The 15,700-nt window shown below is 70.0% G+C and carries 17 protein-coding genes; 4 read left to right on the top strand and 13 right to left on the bottom strand.

Going from position 1 to position 15,700, the window contains the following annotated elements:
- Positions 1 to 17 precede the first annotated feature (17 nt).
- From ACWCOV_RS25655 to ACWCOV_RS25625, 7 genes are read right to left on the bottom strand one after another with little or no spacing between them, the layout of a single operon-like run.
- A complete protein-coding gene (locus ACWCOV_RS25655) occupies positions 18 to 1,658 on the bottom strand; it encodes an NAD(P)-binding protein (RefSeq protein ID WP_449831846.1) in 1,641 nt (546 codons plus the stop codon).
- Entirely contained in the window at positions 1,659 to 2,648 is a 990-nt protein-coding gene (locus ACWCOV_RS25650) for a thiamine pyrophosphate-dependent enzyme (RefSeq protein WP_449831845.1), read from the bottom strand. It lies immediately after the preceding gene.
- A 12-nt stretch (positions 2,649 to 2,660) separates the two neighbouring features.
- Complete coding sequence (locus ACWCOV_RS25645) at positions 2,661 to 3,833, bottom strand: transketolase C-terminal domain-containing protein (RefSeq protein WP_449831844.1); 1,173 nt, start codon at positions 3,831 to 3,833, stop codon at positions 2,661 to 2,663.
- Positions 3,817 to 4,407 (bottom strand): 2-oxoacid:acceptor oxidoreductase family protein, encoded by a 591-nt coding sequence (locus ACWCOV_RS25640; RefSeq protein ID WP_449831843.1) that lies wholly within the window; start codon positions 4,405 to 4,407, stop codon positions 3,817 to 3,819. Before ACWCOV_RS25640 ends, ACWCOV_RS25645 begins: the two co-directional genes overlap by 17 nt.
- Positions 4,408 to 4,416: 9 nt before the next feature.
- On the bottom strand, positions 4,417 to 5,385 hold the full coding sequence (locus ACWCOV_RS25635) for a PEP/pyruvate-binding domain-containing protein (protein WP_449831842.1): 969 nt from the start codon (positions 5,383 to 5,385) through the stop codon (positions 4,417 to 4,419).
- Positions 5,386 to 5,397: 12 nt separating this feature from the next.
- Entirely contained in the window at positions 5,398 to 6,405 is a 1,008-nt protein-coding gene (gap, locus tag ACWCOV_RS25630) for a type I glyceraldehyde-3-phosphate dehydrogenase (protein ID WP_449831841.1), read from the bottom strand.
- Between the two features lie 15 nt (positions 6,406 to 6,420).
- Positions 6,421 to 7,881: a DUF4389 domain-containing protein gene (locus ACWCOV_RS25625; RefSeq protein WP_449831840.1), complete on the bottom strand. Its 1,461-nt coding sequence runs from the start codon at positions 7,879 to 7,881 to the stop codon at positions 6,421 to 6,423.
- A 154-nt stretch (positions 7,882 to 8,035) separates the two neighbouring features.
- Here ACWCOV_RS25625 and ACWCOV_RS25620 point away from each other — a divergent pair, with 154 nt between their 5' ends.
- Complete coding sequence (locus tag ACWCOV_RS25620) at positions 8,036 to 8,326, top strand: 2TM domain-containing protein (protein WP_449831839.1); 291 nt, start codon at positions 8,036 to 8,038, stop codon at positions 8,324 to 8,326.
- Positions 8,327 to 8,372: 46 nt separating this feature from the next.
- Here the strand turns inward: ACWCOV_RS25620 and ACWCOV_RS25615 are convergent, their stop codons facing one another.
- Both ACWCOV_RS25615 and ACWCOV_RS25610 read right to left on the bottom strand, forming a co-directional pair.
- Positions 8,373 to 8,975 carry an Rv1733c family protein gene (locus ACWCOV_RS25615; protein ID WP_449831838.1) on the bottom strand — a complete coding sequence of 201 codons (603 nt, stop codon included), beginning with the start codon at positions 8,973 to 8,975 and terminating at the stop codon, positions 8,373 to 8,375.
- A 168-nt stretch (positions 8,976 to 9,143) separates the two neighbouring features.
- Positions 9,144 to 10,157, bottom strand: coding sequence for an Acg family FMN-binding oxidoreductase (locus tag ACWCOV_RS25610; protein WP_449831890.1), 1,014 nt, complete (start codon positions 10,155 to 10,157; stop codon positions 9,144 to 9,146).
- Positions 10,158 to 10,364: 207 nt separating this feature from the next.
- Here ACWCOV_RS25610 and ACWCOV_RS25605 point away from each other — a divergent pair, with 207 nt between their 5' ends.
- Positions 10,365 to 10,781, top strand: a complete 417-nt coding sequence (locus ACWCOV_RS25605) for a hypothetical protein (protein WP_449831837.1) — start codon at positions 10,365 to 10,367, stop codon at positions 10,779 to 10,781.
- On the opposite strand, the gene ACWCOV_RS25600 is transcribed toward ACWCOV_RS25605, so the two are convergent.
- The gene (locus ACWCOV_RS25600; protein ID WP_449831836.1) at positions 10,729 to 11,742 is read right to left on the bottom strand and encodes a zinc-dependent alcohol dehydrogenase; all 1,014 of its coding nucleotides are present in this window, start codon (positions 11,740 to 11,742) and stop codon (positions 10,729 to 10,731) included. The genes ACWCOV_RS25605 and ACWCOV_RS25600 overlap by 53 nt on opposite strands.
- Positions 11,743 to 11,901: 159 nt before the next feature.
- On the opposite strand from ACWCOV_RS25600, the gene ACWCOV_RS25595 reads away from it, so the two are divergent.
- Together ACWCOV_RS25595 and ACWCOV_RS25590 are read left to right on the top strand one after the other, a co-directional pair.
- Positions 11,902 to 12,714 (top strand): 2-oxo acid dehydrogenase subunit E2, encoded by an 813-nt coding sequence (locus ACWCOV_RS25595; RefSeq protein WP_449831835.1) that lies wholly within the window; start codon positions 11,902 to 11,904, stop codon positions 12,712 to 12,714.
- Positions 12,715 to 12,747: 33 nt separating this feature from the next.
- The gene (locus ACWCOV_RS25590; protein WP_449831834.1) at positions 12,748 to 13,500 is read left to right on the top strand and encodes an SDR family NAD(P)-dependent oxidoreductase; all 753 of its coding nucleotides are present in this window, start codon (positions 12,748 to 12,750) and stop codon (positions 13,498 to 13,500) included.
- 46 nt (positions 13,501 to 13,546) lie between these two features.
- Here the strand turns inward: ACWCOV_RS25590 and ACWCOV_RS25585 are convergent, their stop codons facing one another.
- From ACWCOV_RS25585 to sqr, 3 genes are read right to left on the bottom strand one after another with little or no spacing between them, the layout of a single operon-like run.
- On the bottom strand, positions 13,547 to 14,062 hold the full coding sequence (locus ACWCOV_RS25585; RefSeq protein WP_449831833.1) for a DsrE/DsrF/DrsH-like family protein: 516 nt from the start codon (positions 14,060 to 14,062) through the stop codon (positions 13,547 to 13,549).
- Between the two features lie 13 nt (positions 14,063 to 14,075).
- A complete protein-coding gene (locus tag ACWCOV_RS25580) occupies positions 14,076 to 14,390 on the bottom strand; it encodes a TusE/DsrC/DsvC family sulfur relay protein (RefSeq protein ID WP_449831832.1) in 315 nt (104 codons plus the stop codon).
- Positions 14,387 to 15,637, bottom strand: a complete 1,251-nt coding sequence (gene sqr / locus ACWCOV_RS25575; RefSeq protein ID WP_449831831.1) for a type III sulfide quinone reductase, selenoprotein subtype — start codon at positions 15,635 to 15,637, stop codon at positions 14,387 to 14,389. Before sqr ends, ACWCOV_RS25580 begins: the two co-directional genes overlap by 4 nt.
- Positions 15,638 to 15,700 lie beyond the last annotated feature (63 nt).

Here is a 15,700-nt window from a genome sequence, read left to right as displayed (position 1 = left end):
TCTCCTTCGTCGTTGGCTCAGTAGCGTTCACGGACCATCGAGATGGCGCCGCTCGGGCACTCGGCCGCGCACAACCCACACCCCTTGCAGAAGTCGAGATCGATCTCGTAGCCCTCGCCGGGACCGCGTTTGATGACCGCGTTGTCCGGGCAGACGCCGAAGCAGTTGTCGCACTCCAGGCAGTTCCCGCACGACATGCAGCGACGGGCCTCGAACACCGCGGTCTCCGCGGTCAGCCCACCGGTCACCTCGTCGAACGTCGTGATCCGCCGGGCGACGTCGAGCTGCGGCCGCACGGTCGCCGGGGCATCCGCGTAGTACCAGGTGTTCAGCCGGTCCAAGGTCGCGAGCCCGGGCCGATCCGCCTGCCGGTACGCCGTACCGCGCAGCCAGGCGTCGATGTTCCGGGCGGCCTTCTTGCCGTGGCCGACCGCCACGGTGACGGTCCGCTCGCCGGGCACCAGGTCGCCACCGGCGAACAGGCCGGCGCGGCCGGTCATCATCGTCTGGTCGACCTCGACGACACCGTCGGTGATCCGGACCTCCGCAAGGTCCTGAACCAGCGCCAGATCGGCCTGCTGGCCGAGCGCGAGCACGACCGAGTCGACGTCCAGCTCCTCGAACTCGCCTGTCGGCTGTGGGGAGCCGGTGTCGTCCAGCCGCATCTTCTCGATCAGCACCTGGTCGGCGCCGGCGTAGGCGATCGTCGACAGCCACCGCATCCGGACGCCCTCCTCGAGCGCCTCCTGCACCTCGATCTCGTGCGCCGGCATCCGGTCCCGGGTCCGGCGGTAGACCACCACGGCATCGGTCGCGCCGAGCCGGCGAGCGGTCCGGGCCACGTCCATCGCGGTGTTCCCACCGCCGTAGACGGCGACCCGGCGCCCGAGCAGCGGCTCCTCGCCGTCCTCCAGCCCGGCGAGCAACGACACCGCGTCGACGATCCGCGCCGAGTCGCCGGCCGGGATGTCCGCACGCCGGCCGATGTGCGCGCCGACCGCCAGGAAGACGGCGTCGAAGTCTTCCAGTGCCGCGGAGAGGTCGGTGACCGGGGTGCCGAGCTCCAGCCGCACGCCGAGATCGACGACGCGCTGGATCTCGGCGTCCACCACGTCCCTGGGCAAGCGGTACGACGGGATGCCGTAGCGCATCATGCCGCCCGCCTGCGCGGAATCGTCCCGCACCGTCACCTGGTGACCGAGCCGGCGCAGGTGGTAGGCCGCGGACAGCCCGGAGGGACCGGCGCCGACGACCAGCACATGCTTGCCGGTGGGCGATGCCCCGACCGAGATCGACCAGCCCTGCCTGATCGCCTCGTCACCCAGGAACCGCTCGACGGAGTTGATCCCGACCGGCTGGTCGAGCGCGGCCCGGTTGCACGCGGTCTCGCACGGCCGGTAGCAGACTCGGCCCATGATCGCCGGGAACGGGTTGTCGGCCATGATCTGCCGCCAGGCCGCCTCGTAGTTGCCTTCCTCGGCGTCGGACAGCCACTGCTGGATGTTCTCGCCGGCCGGACACGCGTCGTTGCACGGCGGCATCCGGTCGAGGTACACCGGGCGCTCGGTGCGCCACGAGCCGGTCTTGTTCGCCAGGCTCGATCCGACGTCGAGCGTGATCGCGAACGGCCGCGGTGCGGGCTTGTTTGCCTCAGGCATCTAACTCACCTCGTCGGGTTCGGTCAGGCCGAACGTGCGGATGTTGCGGTCCGCCTCCGCCTGGATCCGGGTGATCAGGTCCGCGCGCGGACGGTCGCCGTACAGGTGGCCGAAGCGGCCCTGCGGCCGCAGGTAGTCCGTCACCGGGAGAAGCCTGCGGATCCGGGTCACGTCGGTCACCTCGCCGTCGACCGCCTCGAACACCGGGAAGATTCCGGTCTCGGTGGCCAGCCTGGCCATCCGGATCGTCTCCGCCGGGCCGAAACGCCAGCCGAGCGGACACGGCACGAGGACGTGCAGGTACCGCGCGCCGTGGAACTCCATCGCCCGGCGGGCCTTGTACTCGAGGTCGCGCAGGTCCGCGACGGTCGCGGTGGCGACGTACGGGATCCGGTGGGCCATCGCGATCAGCGGCACGCTCTTGCCCTGCCCGAACGAACTGCCCGCCGGTGTGGTCGTGGTGGCCGCTCCATGGGGGGTCGCTCCGGACCGCTGGACGCCGGTGTTCATGTAGCCGCCGTTGTCGTAGCACACGAACAGGACGTCGTCGTTCCGCTCGAACATCCCCGACAGGCAGGCGAGCCCGATGTCGACCGTACCGCCGTCGCCGCCCTGGCCCAGCACGCGAACACCGGCGCGGCCCTTGGCCTTCAACGCCGCCGCGACACCGGTCGCGACCGCGGGCGCGTTGCCGAACAGCGAGTGCAGCCACGGCACCCGCCACGAGGACTCCGGGTACGGCGTGGAGAACACCTCCAGGCAGCCGGTCGAGTTCACCGCCACCATCTGGTTGCCGGTGGCACGCATCACCGTGTCGAGCACGTACCGGGCGCCGAGCGCCTCACCACAGCCCTGGCAGGCGCGGTGCCCCGAGTTCAGCGAGTTCGTGCGCCCGCTGTCGGCCTGGATCGATCGCCGCTCGGGATCGAGCAGGCGGTTGCCCACCGCGAAACTTCCGGTCTGGTAGAACTTCACGCGCTCGGCCGGCATGGTCGACTCCTCTCAGCCCGTCCGCCGCAGCTCGCGCTCGACGAGGTCCTGCTTCAGATCGAGGAACGTCAGTGGTTCCAGCCGGTCCGCGACGGCGTCGGCGAACAGCGCGCGCAACGACTTCTTGGTCACCGGCCGGCCACCGAGTCCGGCGATGACCGTGAACGGCTCACCGGACCAGGCCGTCCGGACGTCGGCGGTCACGATCCCGCCGATGCCGACCGCGAGCGCCCGTTCCAGTACGACGACCCGCCGCACCCCGCGCAGCGCCGTACGCAGCGCTTCGGCCGGGAAGGGCCGGAAGGTGGTGACGCCGACGACGCCGATACTGACGCCTTCGTCGCGCAACTCGTCGACGGTGTCCTTGATCGTGCCCAGCACCGAGCCGAGCGCGACGACGACGGTCTCGGCGTCGCCGCACCGGTACGGCCGGATCAGCCCGCCGGAATCACGGCCGAACGCCGCGGTGAAGTCCGCCGCCACCTGAGGAATCACCTCGAGGGCGCGCAGCTGCCGCCGATGCGCCAGGTAGCGGACCTCGGTGAAGGCTTCCGGCCCGACCATCGCGCCGATCGTCATCGGATCGGCGGGATCGAGCACCTGGCGGGGCACATAGGGCGGCAGGAAGTCGTCCACCTGGTCCTGACTCGGCAGATCCACACCTTCGACCGCGTGGGTGAGCACGAACCCGTCCATACACACCATCACCGGCAGCGACAGCTCCTCGGCGATCCGGAACGCCTGGACGTGCAGGTCGGCCGCTTCCTGGTTGCTCTCCGCGTACAGCTGCAGCCAGCCGGAGTCGCGCTGGGACATCGAGTCGCTGTGGTCGTTCCAGATGTTGATCGGGGCGCCGATCGCGCGGTTGGCGACCGTCATCACGATCGGCAGGCCGAGCCCGGAGGCGTTGTAGAGTGCTTCGGCCATGTACAGCAGGCCTTGACTCGCGGTCGCGGTGTAGGCGCGGGCGCCGGTGGCGGACGCCCCGATGGCGACCGACATCGCGGCGAACTCCGACTCGACGTTGACGAACTCACACGGTGACAGCTCGCCCGAAGCCACCAACGCGCTGAGCGCTTCGACGATGTGTGTCTGCGGCGAGATCGGATAAGCACAGACCACCTCGGGCCGGCTTCGCGCGACCGCCTCCGCCACTGCGCGGGACCCCTCAACCTGCTTGAGCACGACAAACCCCCTCGAGTTGCCGGCTGACCCGGGCGTACGCGTCCTCGACCGCGGAGATGTTGCCAGCGGCAACCGAGCCGGCGAACCGCTCCCGGACCGCCGCGACCACGGACTCGAGCCGGAGCCGGCCCGTGAGCGCCGCGAAGGCGCCCAGCAGCACGGCGCCCGGCAACGGGCGGCCCAGATGGGTCAACGCCAGTTCGGTGGCGGGAACCGCCATCACCCGCTCCGGCCGGAACCGCCCGACGACCGAGTCCAGGCCGAGCTTGGGCAGGGACCGGGAGGTGTTCACCAGCAGGTAGCCGTCGTCCTGCAATCCGCTGAAGACGTCGACCTGGTGCACCAGACTCGCATCCTGAACGATCACGGCGTCGGGTTTCGCCACCGGTTCGTGGGATCGGATCGGCAGGTCGTCGAACCGGCAGAACCCGACCACCGGAGCTCCGGTCCGCTCCGAACCGAACGTGGGAAACGCCTGCGCCCGCCGGCCTTCGGCGAAGGCGGCGACCGACAGCAACTCCGCGGTCGTGACGACCCCCTGGCCGCCGCGGCCGTGAATCCGCACCTCGAACATCGCAGCCTCTCAGTGCCGGGGCACCCGGACACCCGGGGCCGGTCTCGGGATGGTCACCCTGGGCATCGCCCGGTGCCGGACCTCGACCAGGTAGAGGTCGCCGGAGCACCCGTCCTTGGCCCACTCCAGCTCCATCGGGCGCTTGAAGTGCTTGTCGACCTCGACCGACCAGCGGGCGAGCTCCTGGAGCTCGTCATCGTTCAGCACCAGCTGCGAGCGCTCCTGCGGAGTCGTCGGAATCGTCTTTGTTCCGTGCGGATCGGCGTACACGGTCTTGGTGCGCTTGGCGCCACGGTGCCGGACGATCATCGGAACGGCGCCCGGGTGCACCGAGTACTGGTCCGGATCCTCGGCGGGCGGCTCGCCCAGGCCCCAGGCCGCACGGACGCGCACGAAGGTGTTCTCACCGCGGGCCGTCCCGGACGCGCCGAGGTCGGAGCGCACCATCCGCTGCACGGCAACCGGCATCGCCGCGGCCAGGTGGTCCGGTCCGCGCAGCTCACGATTGCCGACGGCCACCGAGCTGAACAGCGAGGCGAAGCAGCGGCGGCAGGCCGCGAGGACGTCCGCGCCACTCCGGAGATGCAGGAAGACTTCGTCGCGGATGTCGTCGTGCGAGTCGACCGGGCTGCAGCGAACGGCGACTTCGGTGCCGTCACCGCCGAGCTCCTGATACGCGTCGAGGATCTCGGCGGCCAGGGCCGGAGGCAACGAGGCTTCGCGGAACGCGGTCCGGATCGCGGCCGCGACAGCGACCACGTCCCGGCCGGCCCGGTACCTGCGCAGCTCACTCGCGATGACCGGTCCGAGGCGGGACTCGCGGACGTACTCCTGGTAGGCGGCCGCCGAGACCACGAAACCGGCCGGCACCCGGATGCCTTTGCGCGACAGCTCGGACAAGCCGGCACTCTTCGCGCCGGCCTGCGCCGGGTCGGTTCCGCCGGCGTCCTCGGGCCGCAGGACCCACTCGCCGTTCATCTCGCACTCCCGTCAGAGTGAGCGGGCCACGAGCTCGGTCAGGTCGACCAGACGGCTCGTGTAGCCCCACTCGTTGTCGTACCAGCCGAAGACCTTCACCAGGTGGTCCTGGACCTGCGTCAGCGGCGCGTCGAAGATGCAGGACGCCGGATCGCCGACGATGTCGCGGGACACGATCGGATCGGTCGTGTAGCGCAGGATGCCCTTCAGAGGACCGGCTGCCGCGTCGGCGAAGGCCTGGTTGACCTGTTCGACGGTCACCGGTCCGGACAGCTCGACCGACAGATCGGTCAGCGAGCCGTCCTCGACCGGGACCCGCACCGCCACGCCGTCGATCTTCCCCGCCAGTTCCGGGATGACCAGGCCGACCGCTCGCGCCGCACCGGTGCTGGTCGGGATCAGGTTGGCCGCGCCGGAGCGCCCCCGGCGCAGGTCCTTGTGCGGCGAGTCGAGCAGCACCTGGTCGTTGGTGTAACTGTGGATCGTCGTCATCAGCCCGCGCTCGATGCCGAAGGCCCGGTGCAGCACGGACACCATGGGCGCCACGCAGTTCGTCGTACACGAGGCGTTCGAGATCACGTGGTGAACGGCCGGGTCGTAGTCGTCCTCGTTGACTCCGAGGACGACGGTCGCGTCGACGTCCTTGCCGGGCACGGACAGGATCACCTTGCGGGCGCCCGCGGTGAGGTGCGCGCCCGCCGCCTCACGGGTGCGGAACTTGCCGGTCGACTCGATCACGATGTCCGCGCCGACCGCTGCCCAGTCGAGCCGGGCGGGGTCACGCTCGGCGGTCGCACGCAGGGTGCGGCCGCCGACCGTGATCGTGTCGTCGGAGTAGCCGACTTCCTCCTTCAGCGGGCCGTACGTCGAGTCGTAGCGCAGCAGGTGCGCGAGTGTCGCCGGTGCCGCGACATCGTTGATCGCGACCACGTCGATGCCGCTCGATCCGCGGTCCAGCACGCAGCGCAGGTAGTCCCGCCCGATGCGCCCGAATCCGTTGATCCCCACTCGTACGCTCATGATCGGCCCCTCCGGTCAGTGGATGTCGTCCCCTTCATTCGACCGGCCGGGCGAGGCCGGCTCCAGGGTCGAAGGTCCCGGGCCGGACCGCCGTACGACCGCCAGGACGACGGCCAGCGTGCCGAGCAGGAGAACCAGGCCGGAGGTGGCCAGCACCGCGATCCACACCTCGGTCAGGGCCGGCGCGGTCGCGCCGAAGTCGGCCTGGACGGCGACTTGGCCGGAGGCGTCCGCCGCCATCACCACGAGCATCCAGTCGCCGTTCTCGACCGGCCACGTGATGGTCTGCTCACCGGGGCCGACCGCCTGGGTCCGCCAGATCGCCAGCTCGGTCGGCGGCGTCGATGGCGCGCTCCCGGCGTGGTCGTCGTACGTCGTGCTGTACGGACCGGCCGAGGTCACCGTGGTGTACGCCACGCCGGCCAGGTACGCACGTACGTCGGCGCTGGCGGCGATACCGACGAACACCGGGACGCCGTCGTCGGGCAGCACCCGCACCCGGGCGTCACCGAACAACTTGCGCGGCAAGTTCGCACCATCGGCGTGGATCGTCAGCTCCTCGCTGGCCAAGGCGTAGCCGGAGGTCTGCAACGTCACCTTGTCCGTGGTGACGTACCCCGCGGAGTCGCGCATGCCGAGATCGAGCCACGCGAGCCCGCCGCCGACGGCCAGGCCGACGATCGACGCCAGCGTCGCGACGATCCCGAGCAGCATCGTGATCGTCCGTCCCGCGGACATCCGCAGCGTGGGCTCGCGCGGCGGTGGCGGCGGCAGGGCCGCTGAGGACGAGGGCTCGGGCGAACGCTGCTCGAGTCTGGTCGACCCAGGGTCGTCACCGCCCATGTCGAGCCGGAACGGCGGGTACTGGTCGACCATCAGCCCGGCGTACGCCGCGACCCGCAAGGCCCACCGGTCCATGCCGAGCACCAGGTCGAAGATCGGCCGCGGGTAGCGTCCGGTGAACAGCAACGCCACCGCCGCGAACAGCACCAGCAGTCCGACCAGACCGGAGCCCCACTCCCACGCATCGTCCTGGGTCGCGAACCACGCGCCCCCGCCGATGAAGAAGGCGAGCACGATGTAGTGCGGGATCGCGAGCAGCCACCACTTCACCAGCACCAGGCCGCGCGACAGGTGCTGCGGGTACTCCACCTCCAGGTGGGCGGGGTACGACGGCACGTCCCGCAGCGTGAACGGTGGGTACTTGTCGGTGCCGAGTGCGCCGTACGCGTAGAACTGCACCCGCCACGTCCAGCGCAGTACCCCGACGTTGAACTCGAAGAACGAGCGCGGGTAGTGCCCGCTGAACAGGATCGCGAAGAACGCCACGAAGCTCAGCACCGCGAACGCGATCCACAAGAACGCGAGAACGAACAGGTGCGGGATCACCAGCACCCATTTCACCAGCCACAACCAGCGATTCAGCCGGTCGTCGAGGGCCCCGTCGACTCTGACGGGGTACGTCGTCGTAGTCATCACAAGCCTCCTCTGTCACCGCCAGCCTCTGCCCGGGGCGACCTGACCTGCAGAGCCAAAGGTCCTGCACTCGGCACCCGCAGGACGGGACCGACGGCTCTAGGGGGCCGCAGAGCGCCGCACGACGGTGGAAGTGACGAAGAAGGAGGCAGTCATGGACGAGCAACCACTGGATCCGATCCAGACCAAGGACTCGTTGCGCGAGCAGGCGGTGGGGGAGCTCCGGCGGCGCCGGGAGTTCACCGGACATCTCCTCGCCTACCTGACGGTGAACACCTTCCTGGTGGTCATCTGGTTCATGACCGGCGTGGAGTTCTTCTGGCCGGTCTTCCCGATCTTCGGCTGGGGGATCGGCGTGGCCTTCCACGCCTGGGACGTGTTCTCGCCGCAACCGACCGAGACCGACGTACGGGCCGCGATGGACCGCATCGCCCACCGCAGGTGAACACGCAATCCAAGAGCCGGCCCGTCCGCGGGCCGGCTCCGGCGGTCTAGCGCATCCAGCGCGGGGCGACCGAGTCCCACTCGCTCGCCCAGTCCCGGGCCCGGCGGCGGTCCAGCGGAATCCGGGCCAGCCGGACCAGACCCCACAGCGCCAGCCAGGATCCGGCGATGACGAACATGCCGATCATGCTGCCGACCGCGGCGCTGTCCAGACCGGAGCGCGGCGCGGGGACGACGTCACCTTCCTTGTCGAGCCAGACCGGTACCTCGTCTCCGGCCTTCGTACCGATCACGACACTCGTGATGCCTTCACGCTCGACACCGCGCTGGTCGACGTAGGCGATCCGCACGTGCGAGAGCGTGTCACCGGGCGCGGACGGCACGTGGCGTTCGGTTCCCTCCACGGCCCGCGCCGTCACCTCGTGCAGCACCGCCCGCTTCGCGGCTGCCGCCGCGTCGCTGGAGTTCCGGTACGACGTCCCGGCGGCCGCGCCGACCGGGATCAGCAGCAGCCCGGCGATCAGCGCGCACCACAGCACGACGGACTCGACCCGGTCGACCGGGCGTCGCAGCGGGTTCCGGCCGAACCCCAGCCGGCGTGCCTGCATGAGCACCCACTGCTCTCCCGAACGCTCCTTCACGGCGCTCATGGAATCCTCCTCGGTCCTGGTTCGACGATGCAGAGGACCGGCCCGCCGGACCGGATCCGTCTTGATGACGGCGGATCTTGTGACGCTGTGGTCACCTGTTCTCAGTCCGATCCCGGCGAGCCGGTCTCTTCCCCGCAGCTCCAGACTCCTGCGTCGCGCCGGTGCCGGTCAGGGTCGAAGGTCCTGCTGCTCGGGACCACCCGTCCCGTCTGCGCCGGCTCGATCGTCCGGTACGACGACGTCGTCGAGCGGACGCCGTGGCGTGGCCGCAACCGCCTCGCCATAGCCGAAGCGAATGACCGCCTGGGGACGCAGCCAGGGCCCGAGCGGATCGATGACCTGGCGACGCAACTGCTCGTGCTCGATCGCCTGATTGAGCAGCGACGTGGACACGCCTCGGGCGGTTGCCTCCAGGAGCACCCGCTCCAGCGCCTGTCCGGCGCGCAACCATTCGATCGGTCCGTCGTGCCGGGTCACCAGCACCGCAAGTTGCGGCTCGGGCTCGAAGTCGGCCACCGGACGGGCCAGGTCGGCCTCAGTGGCGGCCAGCTCGCGCACCACCGCGTTGCCGCCGGCGACCCGTGGACCGAGCGCACTCGACGGAACCCCGTCGGCGGCCCGGTCGCCACCGACCCACCGCCGCCGCTCCGCCGTCCGCGCCTGGTCCTCGTCGTCGGCCGCCATCGCGTCATTGGTTGCCAGGCGCAACCACCACCGCCGGCCCGGCTTGTCGATCCACTGCAGTTCGGCGCCCTCGACCCGGGCGCTCAGGCCGAGCTCGGCCCGCAGCTGGGCCGGCAGGCGCTCCGCGCTGAACGGCCCTCGGTTCGACCGCCGATGGATCACGTACGGCGCCAGCAGCCCGAGCCGGTCGCTGCGCACCGGAGCGAGTTCCACCACCGCGACCAGATCCGGCCGGCGCAGATCCATCAGGTGCCGGACCCGGGAGCCGTAGCCGCGGGCCGCCGCCTCGACGCGCAGGTTCAGGATCGCCGCACCCAGCGACACGAACAGCATCCGCCGGTCCGGGTCCTCCGCCGGAAGCTCGCGCGACCGGTCCCGGTACACCTCGACCGCCCCGCCGTGGAAGCGGAACCGCCAGGGCTGTGTGTTGTGCATCGAAGGAGCAGCCACCGCCGCCCGCAGCAGCGCACCCCGATCCCCCGCCGACAGCTCAACCATCGAACTCACCGCCTTCGCCTCCACACCACGCTGACTCTCGACCCTGTCCGACGCACGGCTGGTCGGGCAGGGGCGACGTACCCGATCTCTCGGGACCTTCAGCACAACCAGCGGCCTACTGACGCCTCCGGTCCGGCTGCCCGAGCCCGGGCAGACTCAGTACTGGGAGTCGATATGGCTGGAACCTTGGTGCGGTGGCGGGACCGAATGGTGCTGCGGCTGATGAACAGCCCACTCGCGCCGGCGCTGCCCGCAAGCCTGATCGCGATCCGCTACACAGCCCGTAGTGGTGCAAGCGTCGTACTGCCGGTACAGGCAGTGCGGCATGGCCATCGCCTCGCCGTGCTCGTCGGCGACGCCGACGCCAAGCGCTGGTGGCATCATTTCGTCGGACCCGCAGCGCTCGACGTCCTCGTCGACCGTCGCTGGACCAGCGGCCACGCCGCGGTCAAGGTGGGCCCGTTGACTGCCCCGGCGCGGCTCTATCGCAGTGCCCACCCTGACCGGGTCCTCGACCACAACAGCGTGTTGCTCGGCATCGCCCTCGACCAAGCCCGGCCGGACGAAGCCGTCAGAACTGGAACACCACTCGCGCCGGGATTGCGCCGGACAGGACATCGCTGATCGACTGGTTGACCTCGTCGAGCTTGCGGTCGACCGCGATGATCCGCGTCCGCCCGGCGGCATGCAGCGCGAAGACGTCCGCGAGGTCGTTGCGAGTGCCGACGATCGAGCCGATCACGCTCTTGCCGCTCAGGACGGTGTCGAAGATCGGCAGGTTCAGGGCACCGTCGTCAGCGGGCAGCGCCACGCAGACGAGCCGGCCGCCGCGACGCAGCGAACGGAAGGCCTGGTCGAACGACCGCGGACTCGCCGCCAGCGCGACCGCGACGTCGGCCCCACCGAGCGCCTGAATCGCCTCGACCGGATCGGTCGTGGCGGCGTTCACGACGTGGTCCGCACCGAGCTCGGTGGCCATCTCGAGCTTCGAGTCCTCGATGTCGACGCCGATCGTGATCCCACCCGCGATCCGCGCGTACTGCAAGGCCAGGTGACCGAGACCGCCGACGCCGAAGATCGCCACCGTCTCGGCCGGCGCAACGCCGGCGACCCGGATCGCCTTGTACGTCGTCACGCCGGCGCACGTCAGCGGCGCGGCGTCCCGCGAGGACACCCCGTCGGGAACCGGGGTCGCGAAGGCGGCCGACACCACCGCGTACTCGGCGAAGCTCCCGTTGACCGAGTAACCGGAGTTGTGCTGCTCCAGACACAGCGTCTCCCAGCCGCCGATGCAGTACCGGCACTTCCCACAGGCGTACCCGAGCCACGCGATCGCGACCCGGTCTCCGACCGCGCGCGCCGTCACCCCGGCCCCCAGCTTCGTCACCACGCCAATGCCTTCGTGACCGGGAACGAACGGCGGAGTGGGCTTCACGGGCCAGTCGCCGTGCGCCGCGTGGATGTCGGTGTGGCAGAGACCACTGGTCACCATCCGCACCAGCACCTCGCCGGCGCCAGGCTCGGGAACGGGCAACTCCTGGATCTCCAGCGGGGCCTCGAAGTCGGTTACGACTGCTGCTTTCATGGCATGCCTCTCTCGGTTCGGGTGTGCCTGTCGAGCAAACCCCGGCCACAGCAGCGGTCCGTAGAGCCGAAAGTCCCGGCCCGCAGGGACCGATCGGCCGGTGCGGCGGGTGTCACACCGCACCGATGCTCGAAGCAGGTCGGTAGTGGAGGTGGACGGATGGCGCACTCGGACTCGAAGGTCGTCCGCAGGCCTTGGGTCCGGCGACTAGTCATCGACGCCGGACGCGCGGCGGGACGACGCCACGCCGTACACGGCCTCGTCGAGGTCGACGTCACGTCGGCACGGTCGGCGTTGCGTTCGCACAAGGTCTCGACCGGCGAGGACCTGTCGTTCACGGCGTTCGTCATCGCCTGCATCGCCCGTGCGGTCGCCGCCGACCCAAGTGTCCAGGCTTATCGCGATCTGCGTGGTCGCGAAGTGATCTTCGACCAGGTCGACATCGGCCTGCCGATCGAGGTCGACGTGGACGGCAGCCTGTTCGCCTTCACTCATGTCCTCCGCGACGCCGGGGCACGCGACGTGCGGGACCTGCAGGACGAGATTCACGCGGTCAAGGCGGATCCACACCTCAGCCCGTCGGTCGGCAAGGCGCCCTGGGTGCACGCCTACCTGCTCTTGCCCGCCTTCGTCCGGACGCGCCTGCTGGGATCATTGCATCGCTTCCCGCGTCGCCAACGGGCGCTCGCCGGGACCGTGGGCGTCACGGCTGTCGGCATGTTCGGCGCCGGCGGCGGCTGGGGTATCGCCTTCCAGCTGCACACGCTGAGCATCGTCATCGGCGGCATCACCCGCCGCCCCGTGCTGTGCCAGGGGCGCCTGGTCGACCGCGAGTGGCTGCACCTCACCGTCAGCGTCGACCACGACATCGTCGACGGCGCGCCGACCGCCCGCTTCGTCGGCCGCCTCCGCACCCTCCTGACCTCCGGCGACGGGCTCGCCGGTCTCACCGCCTCGACGAAGGCTTCATGACGACTACCGGCTACGCGTTCGAAGGAGGACATCATGGGCAGGCTTGACGGTCGGGTCGCGCTGATCACCGGCGCGGCCAGCGGAATCGGCAAGGCGACCGCTTGGCGGCTCGCCGCGGAAGGCGCCGCGGTACTGCTGACGGACATCGCGGTGGACGCCGGTGAAGCGGTGGCCGAGGCGCTTCGCGACTCCGGCGCGCGGGCGCTCTTCGCCCGGCACGACGTCGCGAGCGAGGTGGACTGGGAGACGGTGTGCAGCCTCGCCGTCGAGCAGTTCGGCGGCATCGACATCCTGGTGAACAACGCCGGCCTGGGCGACCTGGCGACCATCGAGGAGACCACGCTCAAGGACTGGCAGCACACGATCGACGTCGACCAGACCGGTGTCTTCCTCGGCATGCGCACGGCGGCGCCGTACCTGAAAGCCTCCGGGCACGCGTCGGTGATCAACATCAGCTCGATCTTCGGCACCAGCGGCGGCTTCGGCACCTCACCGGCGTACCACGCCGCGAAGGGCGCGGTGCGGACGCTGACCAAGAACGCCGCGCTGCACTGGGCGACCGAAGGTGTCCGGGTGAACTCGATCCACCCCGGCTTCATCGACACCCCGATCCTGGACGCGGCGCGCGGCACGCCGTTCTGGGACGTGATGACCCAGCTCACGCCGATGGGCCGGCTCGGACGCACGGAAGAGGTCGCAGCCGGAGTGGCGTACCTCGCCAGCGACGACGCCTCGTTCGTCACCGGCCTCGAGCTGTACATCGACGGCGGCTACCTGGCCCGCTGACCTGCGCGACCACTGCCACCCACCGGCGGGCCGGCGCAGGCGGGGCTCAGATGAACAGCAGCTGGGCGCCCGCGGTCTTCTCGATGAAGTCGGCGGCGCTGATGATGCCCTCGACGTCGTCGTACAGGTCGGACTCGTCCAGGTGCATCATGTCGGCGGACATCCGGCAGGCCCACAGGTGGCCGCCGGAGGCGACGATCTGCTCCAGGAACTCCGGTACGTCGGGAACTCCGGCCTCGTGGATCTGCTTCTTCATCTGGTGCGTGGCCATCGCGGTCATCCCCGGCAGGCCGCCGAGGCCCTGCGGGAGATGCGTCGCGGTGTTGCCGAGCATCGTGAACTTCAGGTCGCGCATCCGCGACTTGGTGATCATGTCGAACCCCCAGAAGGTGAAGAACAGATGCGTCTCCACCCCCTCGCCGAGGGCGGCGTTCGCCAGGATCAGGCCCGGGTAGGCCATGTCCAGGTTGCCCTTCGAGCAGATGATCGCCAGCTTGCGCCCTTCGGCCAGCTCGTCGCCGAAGTCCGGGACGAACAGCGGCGCGGTCTCGGCAGTGGTCATGACGGTGCTCCTCTCACACGCAGCCACGAGGTTTCGGCAGGCCGGCGATGTAGGCCATCTTCTTGGCCGGCTTGCTGGGGAACAGGGCGAAGAGCCGTTTGATCGGGATGCCGGCCAGGGTCGACACCCGCCGCAGCGTCGCGGTCTCCCCGTGGGCCGGGTAGTCCTCGCGCAGGAAGCGGATCGCCTGCCAGTGCTCGTCGGTGAGCTCGATGCCGATGTTCGCTGCCAGTTGTCCGGCGAGCTCCTCGGTCCACTCGCCGTACTCGGTGAGGAAACCCTCCGAGTCGACGTGGATGCGGGTGTCGCCAACGCTGACGACGGTCATGGTCGGACCTCCTCGTCCGGTCGGTGTTTGCCGCTCATGGACATCCGGGCCGGCACCGGCAGCGGGCGGCCGCGCACGAGCAGGTGCCAGTAGATCCAGCGGAACGCCACCTTGGCCCAGTGGTTCGCCCGCGTCTCCCGCAGCAGCGCCAACGGGCCGAAGCGGCCGAGCGGGAAGCGGCCGGGCAGCGGCTCGGTGTCGTAGTTGAAGTCGATCAGCAGTCCCTTGCCGCCGCCAGTCTCGACGAAGCAGTTCGCGTGCCCGTCGAAATGGTGGGTCATCGCGCACCCCTCGACGTACTGGCAGAAGTTCGCCACGAAGATCTCGCTGGAGAAGTGCGCGACCGAGCCGGCCTTGGAGGTCGGCAGGTCGTTGGCGTCGCCAACGGCGAAGATGTCCGGATGGGCGAGCGACTGCAGGGTGTGCTTGTCGACCGGCACGTAGTTCAGCTCGTCGCCCAGCCCGGACGCGCCGACGAAGGCGGCGCCCATGTTCAGCGGCACGGTGACCAGCAGGTCGTACCCGATCTCGCGCTCGTCGTAGCTGACCAGCGTCTTGCGCTCGGCGTCGACTCGCTCGACCAGGAAGTCGGTCTCGACAACGATCTTCCGCTCCGTCAGCAGCCGGCCGAGGTACCGCGCCGCGATCGGTTTGGTGAACGCGGCGTCGAGCGGCGTGACGTAGACGAGCTCGACCTGGTCGCGCATCGCGTTGGCACGGAAGTAGGACTCGGCCAGGAACGTGAACTCCAGCGGCGCGACCGGGCACTTGATCGGCTGGTCGACGACGTGCACCAGGAGCCGCCCGCCCGGGAAGGCGTCCAGCGCCTCTCGGAGCGCGAGCGCGCCCTCGTAGGTGTAGAAGTCGTGGATGCTCTTGCGCCACTCGGTCCCGAGCAGCCCGGGAGTCTGGTCAGGACGGGAACTGGTGCCGGTCGCGATGACGAGGTAGTCGTACGCCACCGCTCCCCCGTCGCTCAGCTGGACGACCTTGCGCTCCGGATCCACCGCCGCGATCTCCGCGGTCAGCAACTGGACGCCCCTCGGCAACAGACTCCGGCGCGGTCTCAGCACATCGGCGGCCGTGCCCTGGCCGAACGGTATGAACAAAAGCCCCGGCTGGTACAGGTGCTCGCTGTCGCGGTCGATCACGGTGATCTGCCACTCGCCGAACGCCAGCCGCCGCCGGAGCTTGTTGGCGATCGTCGTACCGGCGGTGCCGGCTCCCAGGATCACCACGCGTCTCATCACGGTTCTTCCCCTCCTCGTTGCGAACCGGCTCGGCCGGGCGCGCGCCCGGCCGGACCGGTC

It is taken from the genome of Kribbella sp. NPDC002412 (assembly GCF_053592935.1).
The sequence above is the reverse complement of the archived record's forward strand: the minus strand, read 5'-3'. Positions and strand labels throughout refer to the sequence as shown.

Bases quoted from the DNA above. Each gene is read 5' to 3' on its own strand.
- ACWCOV_RS25655 (WP_449831846.1), bottom strand. From the start codon at position 1,658: ATGCCTGAGGCAAACAAGCCCGCACCGCGGCCGTTCGCGATCACGCTC.
- ACWCOV_RS25650 (WP_449831845.1), bottom strand. From the start codon at position 2,648: ATGCCGGCCGAGCGCGTGAAGTTCTACCAGACCGGAAGTTTCGCGGTG.
- ACWCOV_RS25640 (WP_449831843.1), bottom strand. From the start codon at position 4,407: ATGTTCGAGGTGCGGATTCACGGCCGCGGCGGCCAGGGGGTCGTCACG.
- ACWCOV_RS25635 (WP_449831842.1), bottom strand. From the start codon at position 5,385: ATGAACGGCGAGTGGGTCCTGCGGCCCGAGGACGCCGGCGGAACCGAC.
- gap (WP_449831841.1), bottom strand. From the start codon at position 6,405: ATGAGCGTACGAGTGGGGATCAACGGATTCGGGCGCATCGGGCGGGAC.
- ACWCOV_RS25625 (WP_449831840.1), bottom strand. From the start codon at position 7,881: ATGACTACGACGACGTACCCCGTCAGAGTCGACGGGGCCCTCGACGAC.
- ACWCOV_RS25620 (WP_449831839.1), top strand. From the start codon at position 8,036: ATGGACGAGCAACCACTGGATCCGATCCAGACCAAGGACTCGTTGCGC.
- ACWCOV_RS25615 (WP_449831838.1), bottom strand. From the start codon at position 8,975: ATGAGCGCCGTGAAGGAGCGTTCGGGAGAGCAGTGGGTGCTCATGCAG.
- ACWCOV_RS25610 (WP_449831890.1), bottom strand. From the start codon at position 10,157: ATGGTTGAGCTGTCGGCGGGGGATCGGGGTGCGCTGCTGCGGGCGGCG.
- ACWCOV_RS25605 (WP_449831837.1), top strand. From the start codon at position 10,365: ATGGTGCTGCGGCTGATGAACAGCCCACTCGCGCCGGCGCTGCCCGCA.
- ACWCOV_RS25600 (WP_449831836.1), bottom strand. From the start codon at position 11,742: ATGAAAGCAGCAGTCGTAACCGACTTCGAGGCCCCGCTGGAGATCCAG.
- ACWCOV_RS25595 (WP_449831835.1), top strand. From the start codon at position 11,902: ATGGCGCACTCGGACTCGAAGGTCGTCCGCAGGCCTTGGGTCCGGCGA.
- ACWCOV_RS25590 (WP_449831834.1), top strand. From the start codon at position 12,748: ATGGGCAGGCTTGACGGTCGGGTCGCGCTGATCACCGGCGCGGCCAGC.
- ACWCOV_RS25585 (WP_449831833.1), bottom strand. From the start codon at position 14,062: ATGACCACTGCCGAGACCGCGCCGCTGTTCGTCCCGGACTTCGGCGAC.
- ACWCOV_RS25580 (WP_449831832.1), bottom strand. From the start codon at position 14,390: ATGACCGTCGTCAGCGTTGGCGACACCCGCATCCACGTCGACTCGGAG.
- sqr (WP_449831831.1), bottom strand. From the start codon at position 15,637: ATGAGACGCGTGGTGATCCTGGGAGCCGGCACCGCCGGTACGACGATC.